We start from the raw sequence: 15,354 nt of genomic DNA, 5'->3' as shown, positions 1-15,354 counted from the left end.
CTGCTCGATGGGGATCGGCCCGACCCCCTCCACCACCGCCGGGGCGGTGTTCGCGTGCTCGTCATCGAGCAGCGACAACACCGGCACCGTGACGGCCACGGTCGCGCGGATTCCGCGCGCCGCGTCGGGGTGGGCGGGCACGTCCCCGTCGACGAGAAGGTCGACCATCACATCCGCACGCAACTCGTCGAGAGAACGCTCCTCGCCCTCCTGGGCGCCGAGGGCGTGTGCGATCGCGGTCGCGCGGTGCTGGATCGCGTGGGCCTTCACCGCGGAGGAGTAGAGCATCACCCAACTCATCCCGTCCTCCGCCGGCTGCACCACCACCCGCCGCTCCCGCACCGCTTCCGCATGCCGCTCACTGCGCGTCGCGGCCCGCACCGTGTCGACGAGCTTCCGCAGCAGGCGGCGGAACGACCCGAGCGCGTGGGTCGTGGCGAGGTCGACGGCGAGTGGCACGACCTGGTCACGCAGCTCCGGCTCGACCGTGTCGACCAACTCCACGAACACGTCGGCGTGCCGCTCCGTGGTGCGTGCGTGGGAGAGGGCGTCGAGCATCGCCGGGTACCGGTTCACGAGGCCGTCGGAGGTCGCCAGCATCCGTTCTGCGATGTGCTCGGTGACCTGCAGCACCGTCGCGAGCTCGAGTCGGAGGGATCGCATCACGATCTCCGTCGTCTTCCCGCGGAACACCGCCGCCTCGGCCACCGCCTCCCGCCGCAACCCCTCGACCCGCTCGAACCGTTGCGCGGCGAACACCGACATCAACGTCGACACATCCGCCACCGCATCCAGGCCATCACGACCCGCCGCGACCGGATCACCGTCCGCATCGAACCACTCCCGCTCCTCGAACCACTCCGGTCGCTCGGACCACTCCGAGCCCGCAACGTCCGCCGGAAGCGCATCGGCATCGCGCCGCGCCTCACCGTCAGTCGGGGCGCCGTCGTTCTCGAGCATGCCTACATGTTAGAACAAAGGTACGACACTGGTCGGAAGTCGTGCCGCACTGTGGAAAGCTCCCGCGCGCCCGCCGTCGTTGGCCCCACACGCGCGGAGCGGCAGGCGGTGTCAGCCGGTGAAGACGGTCGAGCTGCGGCGCTCGTACCAGCGCGCGAGCTGCTCTCCGGCGCCGTGCACGTGGGCGCGCATCTGTGCGCCGGCGGCCTCGGCGTCGCCGCGCTCGATGGCCTCGATGATGCGCAGGTGCTCCTGGTAGTTCTCCTCGCGATGGCGCTCGTCGTTGACGAGCAGCTGCGCGGAGACGTTGCGGGGGAAGGTCTCGTTGATCTCGGCGATCGCGCGTCCGAGCCGCGCGTTGGCCGACGCGAGCACGATCGTGTTGTGGAAGACGTCGTTCTCCTGCCGACTGTCCAGGGCGCGCGCCGGGGCGCCGCCCTCGACCGAGCGGTCGTACATCTCCTGGTTCGCGACGCGGAGCCTGTCGAGGTCGGCGTGCGAGATACGGCTGACGGCGCGCGCGGCGGCGAGGGCTTCGAGCTCGGCGCGCACCTCGTAGGCCTCGCGCACCTCCCACGGGGCGGGGACCCGAACGACAGCGCCGCGGTTGGGGACCACATCGATCAGTCCGCCGGTCTGCAGCTGGCGGAGCGCCTCGCGCACCGGGGTGCGGCTGACGCCGAAATCGCTCGCGAGCTCGGCCTGCCGCAGCTGCGCTCCGATGGGGATGTCGCCGTTCATGATGCGCGCTCGGATCTTCGCCGCGATCTCGTCGACGAGAGCGTGAGCGGAAGACGCTTCGATCGTCTCATCAGCCATTCAGGTGTGTCTCCTCACCGACGCAGATGGTGCTGCGGCACCCCGGAACGATAACAGAACTCCCCTATATGGACCCCGATCCGAGCGGAACGTCGCCCAGGCAAGTAATATTGGATCCATACTCATGATGTTAGGATCCACATATGTCAGGGCTGGAAGTGATGACGGACATCCGCGTCCGGGTGCGCGGGCTCGCCCGTGAGGCCGAGGGTGTGCTGTCGGTGGAGCTCGAACCCCTCGGCGAAGCGCTCCCTTCCTGGACCCCCGGCGCACACATCGACCTCGTCGTACCCGGCGCGCCCGTGCGGCAGTACTCGCTCTGCGGCGACCCGTCCGCGCCGCGCTACCGCATCGCCGTGTTGCGTGAGAGCGATAGTCGCGGCGGATCCCGAGCCGTCCACGAACGACTGCGGCCGGGGGATGAGATCGTCGTCCGCGAGCCGCGCAACCACTTCGTGCTGGAGCCCGCCGCGCAGTACCTCTTCATCGCCGGCGGCATCGGCATCACGCCCCTGCTGCCCATGGTGCGTCAGGCCCAGGCGGCGGGAGCCCGCTGGCGGCTGCTCTACCTCGGCGGTTCGCGCGAGCGCATGCCGTTCCTCGACGAGCTCTCGGCCCTCGGCGGAGACGTCACCGTCGTCGCCCGCGACGAGGGGACCCGGGCCGACCTGATCGCCGAGGTCGCCGCATCCCCCGACGCGCTCGTGTACGCCTGCGGTCCGGAACGGATGCTGACGGCCCTGGCCGATGCGGTGCCGGACGCCGACGCCCGGCTCCGGCTCGAGTACTTCTCAGCTCCCGAGATCGCGTACGAGCCTGGTGGGCCGTTCCGCATCCGCCTCGATCGCAGCGGTCTCGAGCTCGAGGTGACCCCGGAGGAGTCCATCCTCGAGGTCATGCGCGGCGCCGGCGTGGAGGTGCTGTCCGACTGCGAGGAGGGCATCTGCGGCAGCTGCGAGACCCGCGTCGTCGAGGGGGAGCCCGAGCACCGCGACTTCGTCCTCACCGCGCAGGAGAAGGCGAACGGCGACTGCCTGATGGTCTGCGTCTCCCGCGCCTCGTGTCCACTGCTCGTCCTCGACGCCTGATACTCACCGACCGAAACGCACTGAAGGAGCGCACCGCATGCTCAAGCAGGAAGACAACGAGAAGATCACTCGATCGGGGCCCGGCACTCCGCTCGGCAACCTGCTGCGTTCGTATTGGCAGCCGGCCGCCCTGGTGTCGGAGATGCCGGGCGAACGTCCGGTGAAGCAGGTGCGCATCATGAGCGAAGACCTCGTGCTGTTCAAGAAGCGGGAGGGCTGGGGGCTGATCAGCCGCTATTGCGCCCATCGGGGGGTCGACCTGTCGTACGGGCGCCTCGAGGAGGACGGCATCCGCTGCCTCTACCACGGGTGGCTCTACAACGGCGAGGGGCGGTGCGTCGAGCAGCCCGCCGAGCCCGACCACAGTCAGTTCCTCGGCAAGGTGCGCATCGCCAACTACCCGTGCGTCGAGCGCAACGGCATCATCTTCACGTACATGGGCGCGGGTGACCCGCCGCCGTTCCCGCACTACGACTGCTTCGTCGCCCCGGAGGAGTACACGTTCGCTTTCAAGGGGCTGTGGGAGTGCAACTGGCTCCAGGGCCTCGAGGGTGGCATCGACCCCAGCCACGTGTCGTTCCTCCACCGCTTCATCGAAGAAGACCCGCGCGAGATGTACGGCCAGCAGTTCGCCGAGGAGGTCGAGGGTACGGGCAAGAAACTGTCGATGCTCGTCGGTGAGAGCTACCGCCCCGACATCGAGGTCGAGAACGCCGAGCACGGCCTGCGCGTCTACGCCCTGCGTCAGCTGACCGAGGACATCAAGCACGTGCGTGTGACGAACCTCATGTTCCCCAACGCGTTCGTCGTCCCCTTCGGCAACTCGAAGGTGTTCACGCAGTGGCACGTACCGATCGACGACGAGACCTCGTACTGGTACATGATCTTCTACGACTTCGCCGAGCCCACCGACAAGGAGACCCTCCTGCAGCAGCGGCTCGAGGGCGTGAGCCTCCCCGAGTACCGGCCCCTGCGAAACCGCAGCAACAACTGGGGCTTCGACCCCGTCGAGCAGAAGGAGCTCACCTACACCGGCATGGGTCTCGACATCAACGTCCACGACCAGTGGGCGGTGGAGAGCATGGGAGCCATCCAAGACCGCACCGTCGAGCGCCTGGGCATCTCGGATCGCGCCGTGAGCGCGAACCGTCGCCTGCTCCTGCGCGCGATCGAGGCCTTCGCCGCCGGGGCGCGCACCCCGTCGCATCCGCTCAGCGAGACCGAGGCGACCGAGCTGACAGGACCCATCGCCATGGACACGATCGCCGCGAACGACGCCTGGCAGACCCGCTGGGTCGAGCGCGAGCAGGAGCGCCGCGACGCCTCGCCGTGGGCGGGCCCGCTCGCCACCGCGGAAGCCACCGTCGATGCGTGAGCGCAACGTCGACGAGCGTCCCGTCTCCGAGAACGGCGGGGGCGTCTCGGCGCGGCCCATGCTCGCCGCCGAGCGCGACGGCTTCATCTCTCGCCACGACCTCTGGAGCGAGGCGCAGTACGCGGCCGCGGGCCAGATGCGCCGGGTCATGGATGAGATCGGCATCGAGATGGTGCGGTTCTCGTTCGTCGACCAGCACGGCATCCTGCGCGGGAAGACCATCACCCGGGCCGGCGTCGCCGCTGCGATGCGCTCGGGCCTGACGGTGCCGAGTTCGCTCCTGCTGAAAGACACCTCGGGCCAGTCGGTCTTCTCGGTCTTCTCCGCCGACACCGGGGTGGGCGTCGACGGCTTCAGCGGAGCGGGCGACATCGTGCTCGTGCCCGACCCCGAGACCTTCCGCGTGCTCCCGTGGACCGAGAACACCGCCTGGATCCTCTGCGATCTCCGCTTCCCCGACGGCGCGCCCGTGCCGTTCTGCACGCGGTCGATCCTGCGCACCGAGCTCGCCACGCTCGCCTCGCGCGGGTACGGCATGACGGTGGGCGCCGAGCTGGAGTTCCACGTCTTCCGGCTCTCCGACGAAGAGCTCGCCACCGCGCACGTCGCCGCCCCCGGGCGTCCGGGGGACGCGATGGTCTGCGCACCCACGACGCGCGGGGCGCAGCTGTTGCACGAGGAGTCGCTCGACGCGATGCAGCCCCTGGTCGACGCGCTCTACCGCACCCTGACCCTTCTCGATCTCCCGCTGCGCTCGATCGAGCTGGAGTTCGGGCACAGCCAGTTCGAGATCACGATGGAGGCGGGGGATGCTGCGCGGATCGCCGATGCGATCGTGCTGTGCCGCATGGCGGTGCGCCGCGTCGCCCGCGGCCTCGGCTACCACGCGACGTTCATGTCGCGCCCCCAGGGTGTCGAGGGCGCCTCGACCGGCTGGCATCTGCACCAGTCGCTCTACGAGCTGTCGACGGGGGCTGCAGCCTTCGTCCCCGAGGCGGAAGGGACGACCCTGAGTCTCGTGGGGTCGGCGTACCTCGCCGGGCTCCTCGCCCACGCGCCTGCCGCGGCGGCCTTCACCACACCGACCGTCAACGGGTACAAGCGGTACCAGCCGTTCTCGCTCGCACCCGACCGCGTGGCCTGGGGCATCGACAACAAGGGCGCGATGATCCGCGCGGTCGGCGGGGTGGGAGATCCCGCGACCCGGCTCGAGAACCGCTCCGGCGAGCCCGCGGCGAACCCGTACCTCTACATCGCGTCGCAGCTGATCAGCGGGATGGACGGCATGGAGCGCGGACTCGTGCCGCCCGCTCCCACCCTCGATCCGTACCGCACCGAGGCGCCGGCGCTGCCCGCGTCGCTCGGCGACGCCGTCGCCGCGCTCGTCGACGACCCCGCGTTCCGGTCGGCTCTGGGCGAGACGGTGGTGCACTGGTACGCGACGATCAAGCGCGCCGAGTTCGACCGGTACCTCCGACACGTCTCCGACTGGGAGCAGCGCGAATACTTCGGGATCCTGTGATCCCGCGCCGAGGAAGAGAGCACGCATGAGCATCAGATCCCGTGTCGGCACCCTGCCGGCCCACGAACCGTTCCTGCTCGCGGGGGAGTGGATCCCGGCCGGCGACCGCGCCCGCCGCGAGGTCATCGATCCCGCGACGCAGGAGGTGCTGACCACCGTCGCCGACGCGACGGCCGCCGACGTGGATGCGGCGGTGGCCGCCGCCGTCGCGGCGCACGCCGATCGGCGCTGGCGGGGGATGGCGCCGCTGGATCGTGCCCGCATCCTGAACCGGGTCGCCGACCTCATCGAGGCCGACCTGGAGGAGCTCGCGATCCTCGAGACCCGCGACAACGGAAAGCCGATAGAGCGCTCGCGCGCCGACACGGCCAGCGCGGCACGCACCTTCCGACACTTCGCCGGTGCGCCGTCGCGCCTGGGCGGATCGGTCATCCCGATCGACGGCGGCGCGCACCACGTCTACACGGTGCTCGAGCCGATCGGTCCGGTGGCGATCATCCTGCCGTGGAACTTCCCGATCATGACGGCGGCCTTCAAGCTCGCCCCGGCGCTCGCCGCGGGCTGCCCCGTGATCGCGAAGCCCGCGGAGGACACACCCCTGACGCTCCTGCGCCTGGCGAGGATCCTGCAGGAGGCGGGCGTGCCCGACGGCGTCGTGAGCGTGCTCACCGGCGACGGCGAGGTGGGCGCCGCCCTCTCGGCCCACCCGGGGATCGCGAAGATCAGCTTCACGGGCTCGACGGAGGTCGGTCGCCTCGTCGCCCACGCCGCCGCCGACGACTTCACCCGCGTGACCCTCGAGCTCGGCGGCAAGAGCCCGAACATCGTCTTCGAAGACGCCGATCTGGATGCTGCGGTGCTGACCGCCATGCGTGCGTCCTTCGGGCATTCCGGGCAGATGTGCACCGCGGGAAGCCGGCTTCTCGTGCAGCGCTCCATCCTGGAGGAGATGACCGAGCGCCTTGCCGCGGCCGTCCGACGGGTGCCCGTCGGCGACGGGCTCGACGGCGGGATCACCGTCGGCCCGCTCGTCTCGGAGGAGCAGCGCCAGCGCGTGCTCCGCTACATCGAGAAGGGCATCGGCGAGGGCGCGACCCTCGTCGCCGGCGGGGGAACCCGCGAGCCGGGCTTCTACGTCGAGCCGACACTGTTCTCCGGTGTCACCAACGACATGACCATCGCGCGCGAGGAGATCTTCGGCCCTGTGGTCGGGATCATCGCGTTCGACGACGAGGCCGACGCCGTGCGCATCGCCAACGACACCCGGTACGGGCTCGCCGCCGGGGTGTGGACCCGCGACCTGTCGCGCGCGCACCGGATGGCGGCCGCGATCGACGCCGGCACGGTGTGGATCAACACCTACAACGTCTTCGACCCCGCGTTGTCGTTCGGCGGCGTCGGGGAGTCGGGGCTCGGCCGCGACCTGGGCGACGAGGGGCTTCTGGGCTTCTGCGAGCCGAAGAGCGTCGTTATCGCGATCTAGTACGCCGCACGGCGAGAAAGGGGCATCCGTGATCGACACGGTGCACACGGTCACCGGGCCCATCGGTCCCGCCGACCTCGGGATCACGCTCCCGCACGAGCACGTCTACATCAACATGACCCGCACGACGCCGCAGGACGGGTACCTCAACGTAGCCGCCGAGGCCGATGCCGAGCTCGCGCTCTTCGCGGCGGCGGGCGGCGCCACCCTCATCGATCTGACCAACGGCGAGCTCAGCGACTATGCGGCACCGGTCGGGTGGAGCGACGACCTCCGGGTGATGCAGCAGAATGCGACCACCGGCTCGAGATCGGTCGCGAACGTCCTCGCGACCAAGGAGGCGTCCGAGCGCACCGGGGTGCAGGTGATCCTCGGCACGGGGCACTACTACGAGACCTACCTCGACCGGCTCTGGTTCGATCGCACGCCGACGAACCTGATCGCCGACTACCTGATCGCCGATCTGCTCGACGAGATCCCCGGCACGGGCGTGCGGGCGGGGGTCATCGGAGAGATCGCGTCCGACCTCTCGCACATCTCCGCGATCGAGGAGCGGTCGTTCCGCGCGGCCGCGAGGGCGGGCCGGGAGACGGGGATGCTGATCTCCACCCACGCACCGACGTTCCCGACCGGTCTCGCGCAGCTCGACATCCTCCGCGAGGAGGGGGTCGACCTCTCGCGCGTCGCGATCGGGCACGCCGACACGGTCAAGAGCGTCGACTACTCGCTCGAGATCGCGCGGCGCGGAGCCTTCGTGCAGTTCGACTGCCTGATGACCTGCCGGGTCGGGGGCGTGCTCGTCCGCCCGCAGATCGACCGGCGGCTGTCGTATCTGCGGCAGCTCATCGATGCGGGCTACGCCGACAGCATCCTGCTCTCTCACGATGTCTGCCAGCGCTCGCACCTGCGCGCGGCGGGCGGTCCGGGGTACACGTTCCTCTTCGAGGAGTTCCGCGCCCTCGCGATCGATTCGGGCATCGCCGCCGAGACGCTCGACGCCATCCACCGCGACAACCCGCGTCGCGCCGTCTTCGGGGAGTGACCCATGCCCATCCATACCGTCCTCGGGCCGATCGCCGCCGCCGACCTCGGGCCCACCTCGATGCACGAGCACCTGCTCAGCGATCTGCGCATCTGGGCGAAGCCCCCGAAGGAGCTCCCTCCCGAGGGAGTGCCGATGGGACCGGAGCTCATGGCCTACCTCCGGTGGAACTTCCTGTCGGTGCCGGAGAACATCGTTCTGCACGACGCCGACGTCGCCGCGCAGGAACTCTCTCACGTGCGCAGCGCCGGAGGATCGGGTGTGCTCGAGCTGACCCTCGACGGCATGGGACGCCGCCTCTCGGAGCTGCCCGAGATCTCACGACGCTCGGGGGTGCACGTCATGGTCGGCGCGGGCTTCTACGTCGAGGACACCATGGCCGTCGACGTCAAGACCGCGTCGATCGACGCGCTCACCGAGCGCCTCCTCGGCGAACTCACCGACGGCATCGGCGACACCGGCATCCGCCCCGCGCTGCTCGGTGAGATCGGAACCAGCTGGCCCGTGACCGATGCCGAGTGGCGATCCGTCCGCGCCGCCGCCCGTGCCGGAGCCGAGACCGGCGCCGCGGTGTACACGCACCAGTCGTTTCGCGGCAAAGGCGGCACGAGCGTCCTCGACGCGATCCTCGAGGAGGGCATGAGCGCCGACCGCGTGATCATCGGTCATCTCGACGAGTTCTGGGACCCCGGCTACCATCGCGAGATCGCGCGAGCCGGCGCCGTGCTGGCGTACGACACGTTCGGATCGGACTTCTCGTACGGCAGTCCGAAGCTGCGCAACCCCACCGACGCGGAACGGCTCGACATGGTCGAGTGGCTGCTCTCGGAGGGCTACGCCTCGCAGCTCGTCATCGCCCAGGACGTCTGGGCACAGGCCAACCTCCGCCGCAACGGCGGCAACGGCTACGATCACCTCTTCCGGCGGATCGGCCCCTCGATCGCCGAGATCGCCGGCGATCCGGCGACCGTCGACCAGATCCTCATCCACACTCCGAGACGACTCCTGGAGCGGCCATGACCACCCCCCTCGCATCCTCTGCGCCGCACGACGCGCACATCGTCGGCCAGCCCGTGCTCGTCGTCGTCGACATCCAGGGCGGTTCGGGTCAGTCCACGCCCGGCGACAGCGGCATCCCGATCATGGGCGGCCGAGCCGAAAGGGGGCCGCGCCAGCGCGCCCTCGTCGACGCCGCGCGCGCCGCGGGCGTACCCGTCGTGTTCATCCAGGAGGTGCACAAGCCCTCCCTCATCGACATCGGTCGTGAGCTCGACGGCGTCGAGGGTCCGCACTGCATCGAGGGCGACGACGGCACGGAACTGGCTGCGTGGCTGGAGCCGCGGCCCGAGGAGTTCGTGGTGCGCAAGCGCCGCTATTCCGCGTTCTTCGGCACGGAGCTCGAGATCGTACTCAAGGCGTACAGGGCCGAGACCCTGATCCTCATCGGGGGCCTGACCGACGTCTGCATCCACTACACCTTCGTCGACGCGCACCAGCACGACTACCGCGTGCGGGTGGTCCAGGATGCCGTCGGCGGTTCGAGCGAACGCGCGCACGCGGCGTCGCTGGAGGCGATCTCGTACCTGCAGCGCGACGCCCTCGTCGACACCGCCGACGTGCTCGCGTTCTTCGCGGCCGAGGCCGCGGCGACGGGCGCCGACCCGGTGCTGGTGCGATGACCGATCCACGTCGGGCCGGTCTCCTCCCCGAGGTCGCGGAGTACGTCGTCGTCGGAGGAGGGACGGCGGGGAGCGCGGTCGCCGCGCGTCTGGCAGAAGCCGGGCACGACGTGCTCGTGCTCGAAGCCGGCCCCGACTTCGGACCGCAGGGCGCCGCGTCGTGGCCCGCGGACTTCGTCGACGCGACGCGGCTCGGCCGCTCGCACGACTGGGGCTACGACTCGGGCGACACCTATCCGTGGACGGTCGGCTTCGAGCGCGCGCGGGCGATCGGGGGCAGCTCCGACGTCAACGGGTGCACGCAGACCTGGGGTCATCGCCGCGACTACGACGCGTGGGCCGAGGCGGGCCTGGTGGGCTGGGCGGCCGACGATCTCGCGCCGCTGTTCGCCGGCGGAATGGAACGGATGCGGGTGCGACAGTTCGCAGCCGACGAGCTCACCCCCTGGCAGCACGCCTGGTACGACGCCGCGCCCGCGGTCGGCATGCCGCGCCTGACGAGCCTCAACGACCTCGACGAGGCGGCCGGGTTCGCTCCCGAAGCGATGAACATCCAGGACGGCGTGCGCATCAATGCCTCCTTCGCGTACCTCGACCCGGTGCGCGGGCTGGCGCACCTGCGCATCGTGGGAGATGCGCTCGTCGACCGCGTCGTCATCGAGCGCGGGGTGGCGACCGGTGTCGTGGTGCACCACCGCGGCGAGGTGTCGACCGTTCGGGCGGGCACCGTCGTGCTCGCCGGCGGCGCCTACAACTCCCCGACGATCCTCCTGCGCTCGGGCATCGGGCCCTTCGCGCAGCTCGCGCCCCTCGGCATCCCGCTCGTCCACCACCTGCCGGGTGTCGGCGAGAACCTCCACGACCAGCCGTTCCTCCTGATGAGCTTCGCCGGTTCCGATCGGATGGCTGCCGAGATGGACGCCGCGCGCGCGGCCGGCTGGACCCCCGACGAACAGGCGATGGGGAAGGCCGCGTCGAGCCTCGAGACCGAGGCGTTCGACCTGCACTTCCTCCCGTACAGCCCGACGCACCGCGGTGACGGCAAGCGCTGGAGCATCGGCACCTCGGCACTTCTGCCGCGGTCGCGCGGATTCGTGCGCCTGCGCAGCGCAGACCCCGAGGCCAAGCCCTGGATCGACCACCGTTTCCTCTCCGACGCGGAGGGCGCCGACGTCGCGATGCTGATCGAGGGCGCGAGCATGCTGCGGGAGCTCGCCGCGACCGCCGCCCTGTCGCCGCTCGTCGGTGCCGAGATCCACCCCGGTCCCGAGACCTTCGCGCGTGACGCGCTGGCCGCCCACCTCTACCGACACCCCGACAACTACTGGCACCCCGTGGGCACGTGTCGCATGGGGGTCGCCGGGGATCCGGGGGCCGTCGTCGACGAGCGCGCCCGGGTGCACGGCATCGAGGGGCTCCGCGTCGCCGATGCGTCGATCATGCCGCGCATCCCCCGCGCGACGACCGCGATGCCGTCGGTCGTGATGGGCGAGAAGGTCGCGGCCATGCTGCTCGAGGAGGCCTCCGCATGACCGACCAGATCACCGCCCTCAGTGCCCGCGCGCTCGCCGAGGCGATCCGCACCCGGCGGCTCTCCTCGGAGGAGGTCGTCGCCGCCCACCTCGCCAGGATCGACGAGCTCAATCCCTCCATCAACGCGATCGTCAGCTCTCAGCCCGACGTCGCCCTCGAGACCGCCCGCGAACGCGATCGCGAGCTCGCCCGGGGCCTGATCCGCGGGCCGATGCACGGCCTGCCGATCGCGGTGAAAGACCTCATGGATGTGGCGGGGCTCCCCACGAGCCACGGGTCGCGCATCTATGCGGGCCGGGTCGCCGCCGACGACAGCGTCATCGCCGCGAGGTTGCGCGAGGCCGGCGTCGTGTTCGTCGGCAAGACGAACACCCCCGAGTTCGGGGCGGGGTCGCACACCTTCAACGAGGTGTTCGGCCCGACCCGCAACCCTTACGACACCACCCGGAGCGCCGGGGGCAGCAGCGGAGGAGCCGCCGCGGCGGTAACGACCGGAATGCTGCCGTTCGCCGACGGCTCCGACCTCGGCGGCAGCATCCGAAATCCCGCTTCCTTCGGCAACCTCGTGGGGCTCCGGCCGACCGCCGGGCGCGTGGCGTCCGCCCGCCCGGGCAACGCCTGGGACCCGGGGTCGGTACTCGGGGCACTCACGCGCGACGTCGCCGACACCGCCCTGTTCCTCTCGGTGATCGCCGGGCCCGAGCGACGCGCGCCCCTGTCGATCGACGAAGACCCCCAGCTCTTCCTCTCGCTCGCGCCCCGGTCGTTCCGGGGGGCGCGGATCGCCTACTCGCCCGACCTCGGTGGTCTTCCGCTCGACCCCGAAGTGCGCGAGGCGACGGCCGCGGCCGCGCGACTCGCGAGCGACCTCGGTGCCGAGGTGGTCGAGGTCGACCTCGACCTGACGGAGGCCGACCTCGTCTTCGAGACGTTCCGTTCGCTGGAATTCCTCGACGCCCACGGCGAGGATGCGGCGCTCCACCCCGAGCTCGTCAAACAGACCGTTCGCGACGACGTGTCGTGGGCCGATGCCATCGATGCGCGCCTCCTCAATCGCGCGGCGGGAGCTCGCACGCGGCTCTTCCGGCGCTTCCAATCGCTCCTCGCCGAGTACGACATGCTGCTGGCTCCGACCACGCAGGTGCTGCCGTTCCCGATCGAGTGGGAGTACCCGACCGAGATCGAGGGCGTGGCGATGGAGCGCTACTACACGTGGCAGCGCTCGTGCAGCCGCATCACGGCGACGGCGATGCCCGCGCTGTCGATGCCCATGACCTTCTCGCGCGGGGGCCTCCCGATCGGTGTGCAGTTCGTCGGTCCGTACCGCGGCGAGCGTCTGCTTCTCGAGTTCGCCCTGACCTGGGAGAGCGCCGTCGGCGATGTGATGGCGCGTCGGCCGGCCGTGTGAGAGGCGGCCGTCGCGACGCGAGGTCGAGCCGACCGCCTCTCACCGGTCACCTCGTCAGCTCGTGAGCCACTCGGTGTAGCGGTCGCTCATCTCGTCGTACAGCTCGGCACGGTTGTCGGCGTCGGCCCAGATGATCTCGGTGTGCTCGGGGGCGTTGGGTAGCGCCGCGATCTCGTCGTCGGAGAGGTACTCGAACGCGGCCGAGCTCGAGGGGCCGTAGTTCGTGCGGCGCGAGAACTCGGCCTGGAGTTCGGGTTCGGCGAGGAACTCCGCGAGCGCGAAGGTGGCGGACGGGTTCTTCGCGCGGGAGGGGACCACGAAGGGGTTGGCCTCGACGAGGGCCTGATCCCACGACACGGTCACATCGAGTCCCGCGTTCTTGAGAGCTGCGAACTGGCCGTTCGGAGCGAAGGCGACGGACGCGCCGCCGGCGCTCAGCAGCTGCTGCACCTGCGGATACTCGGTGTAGAACACCATGTCGGGTTTCAGCTCGTCGAGCTTCGCGGTCGCACGGTCGAGGTCGAGCGGATAGAGGTCGTCGGGGGCGACGCCGTCGGCCAGGAGTGCCGCTTCGAACATGAAGTCGGAGTACTCTCCCGGTACCGCGCGCTTGCCTGGGTAGGTCTCCGTGTCCCAGAAGTCCGCCCATGTTTGCGGGCCTGAGCCGGGAAAGGTCGAGGCGAGATAGCCCTGGGCGTATCCGATGATCGGCGTTGCGATCGCGTACTCGGCGACGTCGGCCGAGAGCTGGTCGGATCGGGGAACGCTCGCCGGGAGTGCGACGAGGTTGTCGGAGTAGAGCACGACCTCCGCCATGCCCGTCATCATCGTGTCGTAGTCGCCCTTCTCTCCTTCGAGCATCTGGTACTGCACGCTCGCGGCGAGGGTCGTCGCGACCACCTCGACGCCGGTCTCCTCCGTGAAGGGCGCGAAGAAGACCTCTTGGAAGGCCTCGTTCGTCGGTCCTCCGTAGTCGGCCCAGACGATCTGGCCGGATACCTCGGCCGGATCGTCCGAGCTCGTCGGGGCGGCCTCCCCGCTCGCGCACGCCGTCGTCGCCAGTGCGACGACGGTGAGCGCGCCCGCGACCAGCATTCTGCGTCTTCTTCGCATGTCCATGACACCCTCCCTTTTGATGGATCCAACAACATGATGTTAGGATCCAATCTGTTTCCCGCGGGTAACGGCGCATTGCGATCGGAATCCGCCCGACCGGAGGTGCGGTATGACCCGAGTCGTCCCCGAGGGGCTGCCGTTCCCGCTCGCCGAGTACGAGTGCCGTCATGTCGCCCTCCGTGCGGCCATGGTCGCTCGAGGTATCGACAGCCTCTTCGTCACGTCGCCGTCGAACCTCTGCTACCTCACCGGGTACGTCGCGAGCTGGTACGCGCCGAGGCTGCCGATCGGCGCACTGATCCGGGCAGCCGAGCCCGAGATCGTGATCGTCGACTGGTCGCGGCACGTCGATTTCATCCCGCTGATGGCCATCCACGACGCGATCGAGCTCGTCGACTACGGAACCGCCGCGGGCGAGGTCGTTCAGGCCGTGCGACGCCGGGGCTGGCACGAGGGGGTCGTCGCGATCGAGTGGCACGCCCCCAATCCGGTCGCTGGGATCGTCCGCGATCTTGCCTCGGGGCTCCGGGCCATCGGTGCCGAACTCGTCGAGGGCGACTACCTCGTCGATGATCTGCGGGTGTACAAGTCCCCGGCCGAACAGGCGAAGATCGTCCGCGCCGCCGAGATGGCAGACGGTGCGTTCGAGGAGCTGCGCGAGAGGCTCCGCCCGGGTCAGACCGAGCTCGAGGTGTCGGCTCTCATCACGTCGCTCCTGGCTGAACGCGGGTCGGAGGTCGCCGCCCAGCACGCGCTCGTCTCATCCGGACCGACGGCATGGGCGGACGTGCACGCCTTCCCATCGCGGCGCGTCATCGAGCGCGGCGACATCGTGTCTGTCGACGCGTCCGGCGTCGTCGATCGGTATCACGCGAACCTCAGTCGCGCCTTCGTCGTGGACGGGTGGAACGACAAAGCCGAGGAATACCTCCAAGCGGGTGCGGCGAGCCTGGCCACCCTGTGCCGGGAGGCGCGGAACGGCGAGAGCCCCTCGGGGGCGATGGCCGCGGCCGAGCGCGAGCTTCGCCAGAGGGTTCCGAGTCGGAACATCTGGTGGGTCGGCGGCTACGGATTCGGGCTCGCCTTCCCGCCCAGCTGGGTCGGCCACACCTACCTCGCCGACGATGGACCCCACCGTGCCGACCTCGCACCCGGCTACGTCTCGAACTTCGAGACGGTGCTGTTCGATCGGGACGCCGGTTTCGAGGCCGCCGCCATCGACACCCTGCTCGCCACCGAAGACGGCCTCGCGCCGCTCTCCCGCATCCCGCGCGGACTGCTGCGCACCTGACCGCCCTTCGCGGCTCGACGAGTCGTCAGAGTAAGGAA

13 protein-coding genes are annotated in these 15,354 nt (G+C 70.1%); 10 read left to right on the top strand and 3 right to left on the bottom strand.

Annotation, left to right across the window (positions count from 1 at the left end):
- Window positions 1-960: DUF222 domain-containing protein (locus DEA06_RS15190; RefSeq protein ID WP_116648853.1), on the bottom strand; the 960-nt coding region annotated here is incomplete at its 3' end.
- Window positions 961-1,071: 111 nt separating this feature from the next.
- Entirely contained in the window at window positions 1,072-1,779 is a 708-nt protein-coding gene (locus tag DEA06_RS15185) for a GntR family transcriptional regulator (protein ID WP_116648852.1), read from the bottom strand.
- 143 nt (window positions 1,780-1,922) lie between these two features.
- Here DEA06_RS15185 and DEA06_RS15180 point away from each other — a divergent pair, with 143 nt between their 5' ends.
- Genes DEA06_RS15180 through DEA06_RS15140 form a run of 9 tightly spaced genes read left to right on the top strand, consistent with a single transcriptional unit; the run spans window position 1,923 to window position 12,909 of the window.
- Entirely contained in the window at window positions 1,923-2,867 is a 945-nt protein-coding gene (locus tag DEA06_RS15180; RefSeq protein WP_240606979.1) for a PDR/VanB family oxidoreductase, read from the top strand.
- A gap of 37 nt (window positions 2,868-2,904) precedes the next feature.
- Window positions 2,905-4,242: an aromatic ring-hydroxylating dioxygenase subunit alpha gene (locus DEA06_RS15175; protein ID WP_116648850.1), complete on the top strand. Its 1,338-nt coding sequence runs from the start codon at window positions 2,905-2,907 to the stop codon at window positions 4,240-4,242.
- Window positions 4,235-5,764 (top strand): glutamine synthetase family protein, encoded by a 1,530-nt coding sequence (locus tag DEA06_RS15170; protein ID WP_116648849.1) that lies wholly within the window; start codon window positions 4,235-4,237, stop codon window positions 5,762-5,764. Before DEA06_RS15175 ends, DEA06_RS15170 begins: the two co-directional genes overlap by 8 nt.
- Before the next feature lie 25 nt (window positions 5,765-5,789).
- Window positions 5,790-7,247, top strand: a complete 1,458-nt coding sequence (locus tag DEA06_RS15165) for an aldehyde dehydrogenase family protein (protein WP_116648848.1) — start codon at window positions 5,790-5,792, stop codon at window positions 7,245-7,247.
- Between the two features lie 28 nt (window positions 7,248-7,275).
- Complete coding sequence (locus DEA06_RS15160) at window positions 7,276-8,289, top strand: hypothetical protein (protein WP_116648847.1); 1,014 nt, start codon at window positions 7,276-7,278, stop codon at window positions 8,287-8,289.
- A 3-nt stretch (window positions 8,290-8,292) separates the two neighbouring features.
- Window positions 8,293-9,309: a phosphotriesterase gene (locus DEA06_RS15155; RefSeq protein WP_116648846.1), complete on the top strand. Its 1,017-nt coding sequence runs from the start codon at window positions 8,293-8,295 to the stop codon at window positions 9,307-9,309.
- Window positions 9,306-9,968 (top strand): isochorismatase family cysteine hydrolase, encoded by a 663-nt coding sequence (locus DEA06_RS15150; RefSeq protein WP_116648845.1) that lies wholly within the window; start codon window positions 9,306-9,308, stop codon window positions 9,966-9,968. Before DEA06_RS15155 ends, DEA06_RS15150 begins: the two co-directional genes overlap by 4 nt.
- Window positions 9,965-11,500, top strand: a complete 1,536-nt coding sequence (locus DEA06_RS15145; RefSeq protein ID WP_116648844.1) for an FAD-dependent oxidoreductase — start codon at window positions 9,965-9,967, stop codon at window positions 11,498-11,500. Before DEA06_RS15150 ends, DEA06_RS15145 begins: the two co-directional genes overlap by 4 nt.
- Entirely contained in the window at window positions 11,497-12,909 is a 1,413-nt protein-coding gene (locus DEA06_RS15140; RefSeq protein ID WP_116648843.1) for an amidase family protein, read from the top strand. The genes DEA06_RS15145 and DEA06_RS15140 overlap by 4 nt, the downstream gene beginning before the upstream one ends.
- A gap of 54 nt (window positions 12,910-12,963) precedes the next feature.
- On the opposite strand, the gene DEA06_RS15135 is transcribed toward DEA06_RS15140, so the two are convergent.
- The gene (locus DEA06_RS15135; RefSeq protein ID WP_165818040.1) at window positions 12,964-14,004 is read right to left on the bottom strand and encodes an extracellular solute-binding protein; all 1,041 of its coding nucleotides are present in this window, start codon (window positions 14,002-14,004) and stop codon (window positions 12,964-12,966) included.
- Window positions 14,005-14,134: 130 nt separating this feature from the next.
- Here DEA06_RS15135 and DEA06_RS15130 point away from each other — a divergent pair, with 130 nt between their 5' ends.
- A complete protein-coding gene (locus DEA06_RS15130) occupies window positions 14,135-15,316 on the top strand; it encodes a M24 family metallopeptidase (protein WP_116648841.1) in 1,182 nt (393 codons plus the stop codon).
- Window positions 15,317-15,354 lie beyond the last annotated feature (38 nt).

Origin of the sequence: Microbacterium sp. Gd 4-13, from assembly GCF_003095395.1 — a bacterium.
Taxonomy (GTDB): domain Bacteria; phylum Actinomycetota; class Actinomycetes; order Actinomycetales; family Microbacteriaceae; genus Microbacterium.
This window is presented reverse-complemented; position numbering and strand designations above follow the sequence as displayed.

Coding starts and splice junctions, on each gene's coding strand:
- DEA06_RS15185 (WP_116648852.1), bottom strand. CDS start 1,779: ATGGCTGATGAGACGATCGAAGCGTCTTCCGCTCACGCTCTCGTCGAC.
- DEA06_RS15180 (WP_240606979.1), top strand. CDS start 1,923: ATGTCAGGGCTGGAAGTGATGACGGACATCCGCGTCCGGGTGCGCGGG.
- DEA06_RS15175 (WP_116648850.1), top strand. CDS start 2,905: ATGCTCAAGCAGGAAGACAACGAGAAGATCACTCGATCGGGGCCCGGC.
- DEA06_RS15170 (WP_116648849.1), top strand. CDS start 4,235: ATGCGTGAGCGCAACGTCGACGAGCGTCCCGTCTCCGAGAACGGCGGG.
- DEA06_RS15165 (WP_116648848.1), top strand. CDS start 5,790: ATGAGCATCAGATCCCGTGTCGGCACCCTGCCGGCCCACGAACCGTTC.
- DEA06_RS15155 (WP_116648846.1), top strand. CDS start 8,293: ATGCCCATCCATACCGTCCTCGGGCCGATCGCCGCCGCCGACCTCGGG.
- DEA06_RS15150 (WP_116648845.1), top strand. CDS start 9,306: ATGACCACCCCCCTCGCATCCTCTGCGCCGCACGACGCGCACATCGTC.
- DEA06_RS15145 (WP_116648844.1), top strand. CDS start 9,965: ATGACCGATCCACGTCGGGCCGGTCTCCTCCCCGAGGTCGCGGAGTAC.
- DEA06_RS15140 (WP_116648843.1), top strand. CDS start 11,497: ATGACCGACCAGATCACCGCCCTCAGTGCCCGCGCGCTCGCCGAGGCG.
- DEA06_RS15135 (WP_165818040.1), bottom strand. CDS start 14,004: ATGCTGGTCGCGGGCGCGCTCACCGTCGTCGCACTGGCGACGACGGCG.
- DEA06_RS15130 (WP_116648841.1), top strand. CDS start 14,135: ATGACCCGAGTCGTCCCCGAGGGGCTGCCGTTCCCGCTCGCCGAGTAC.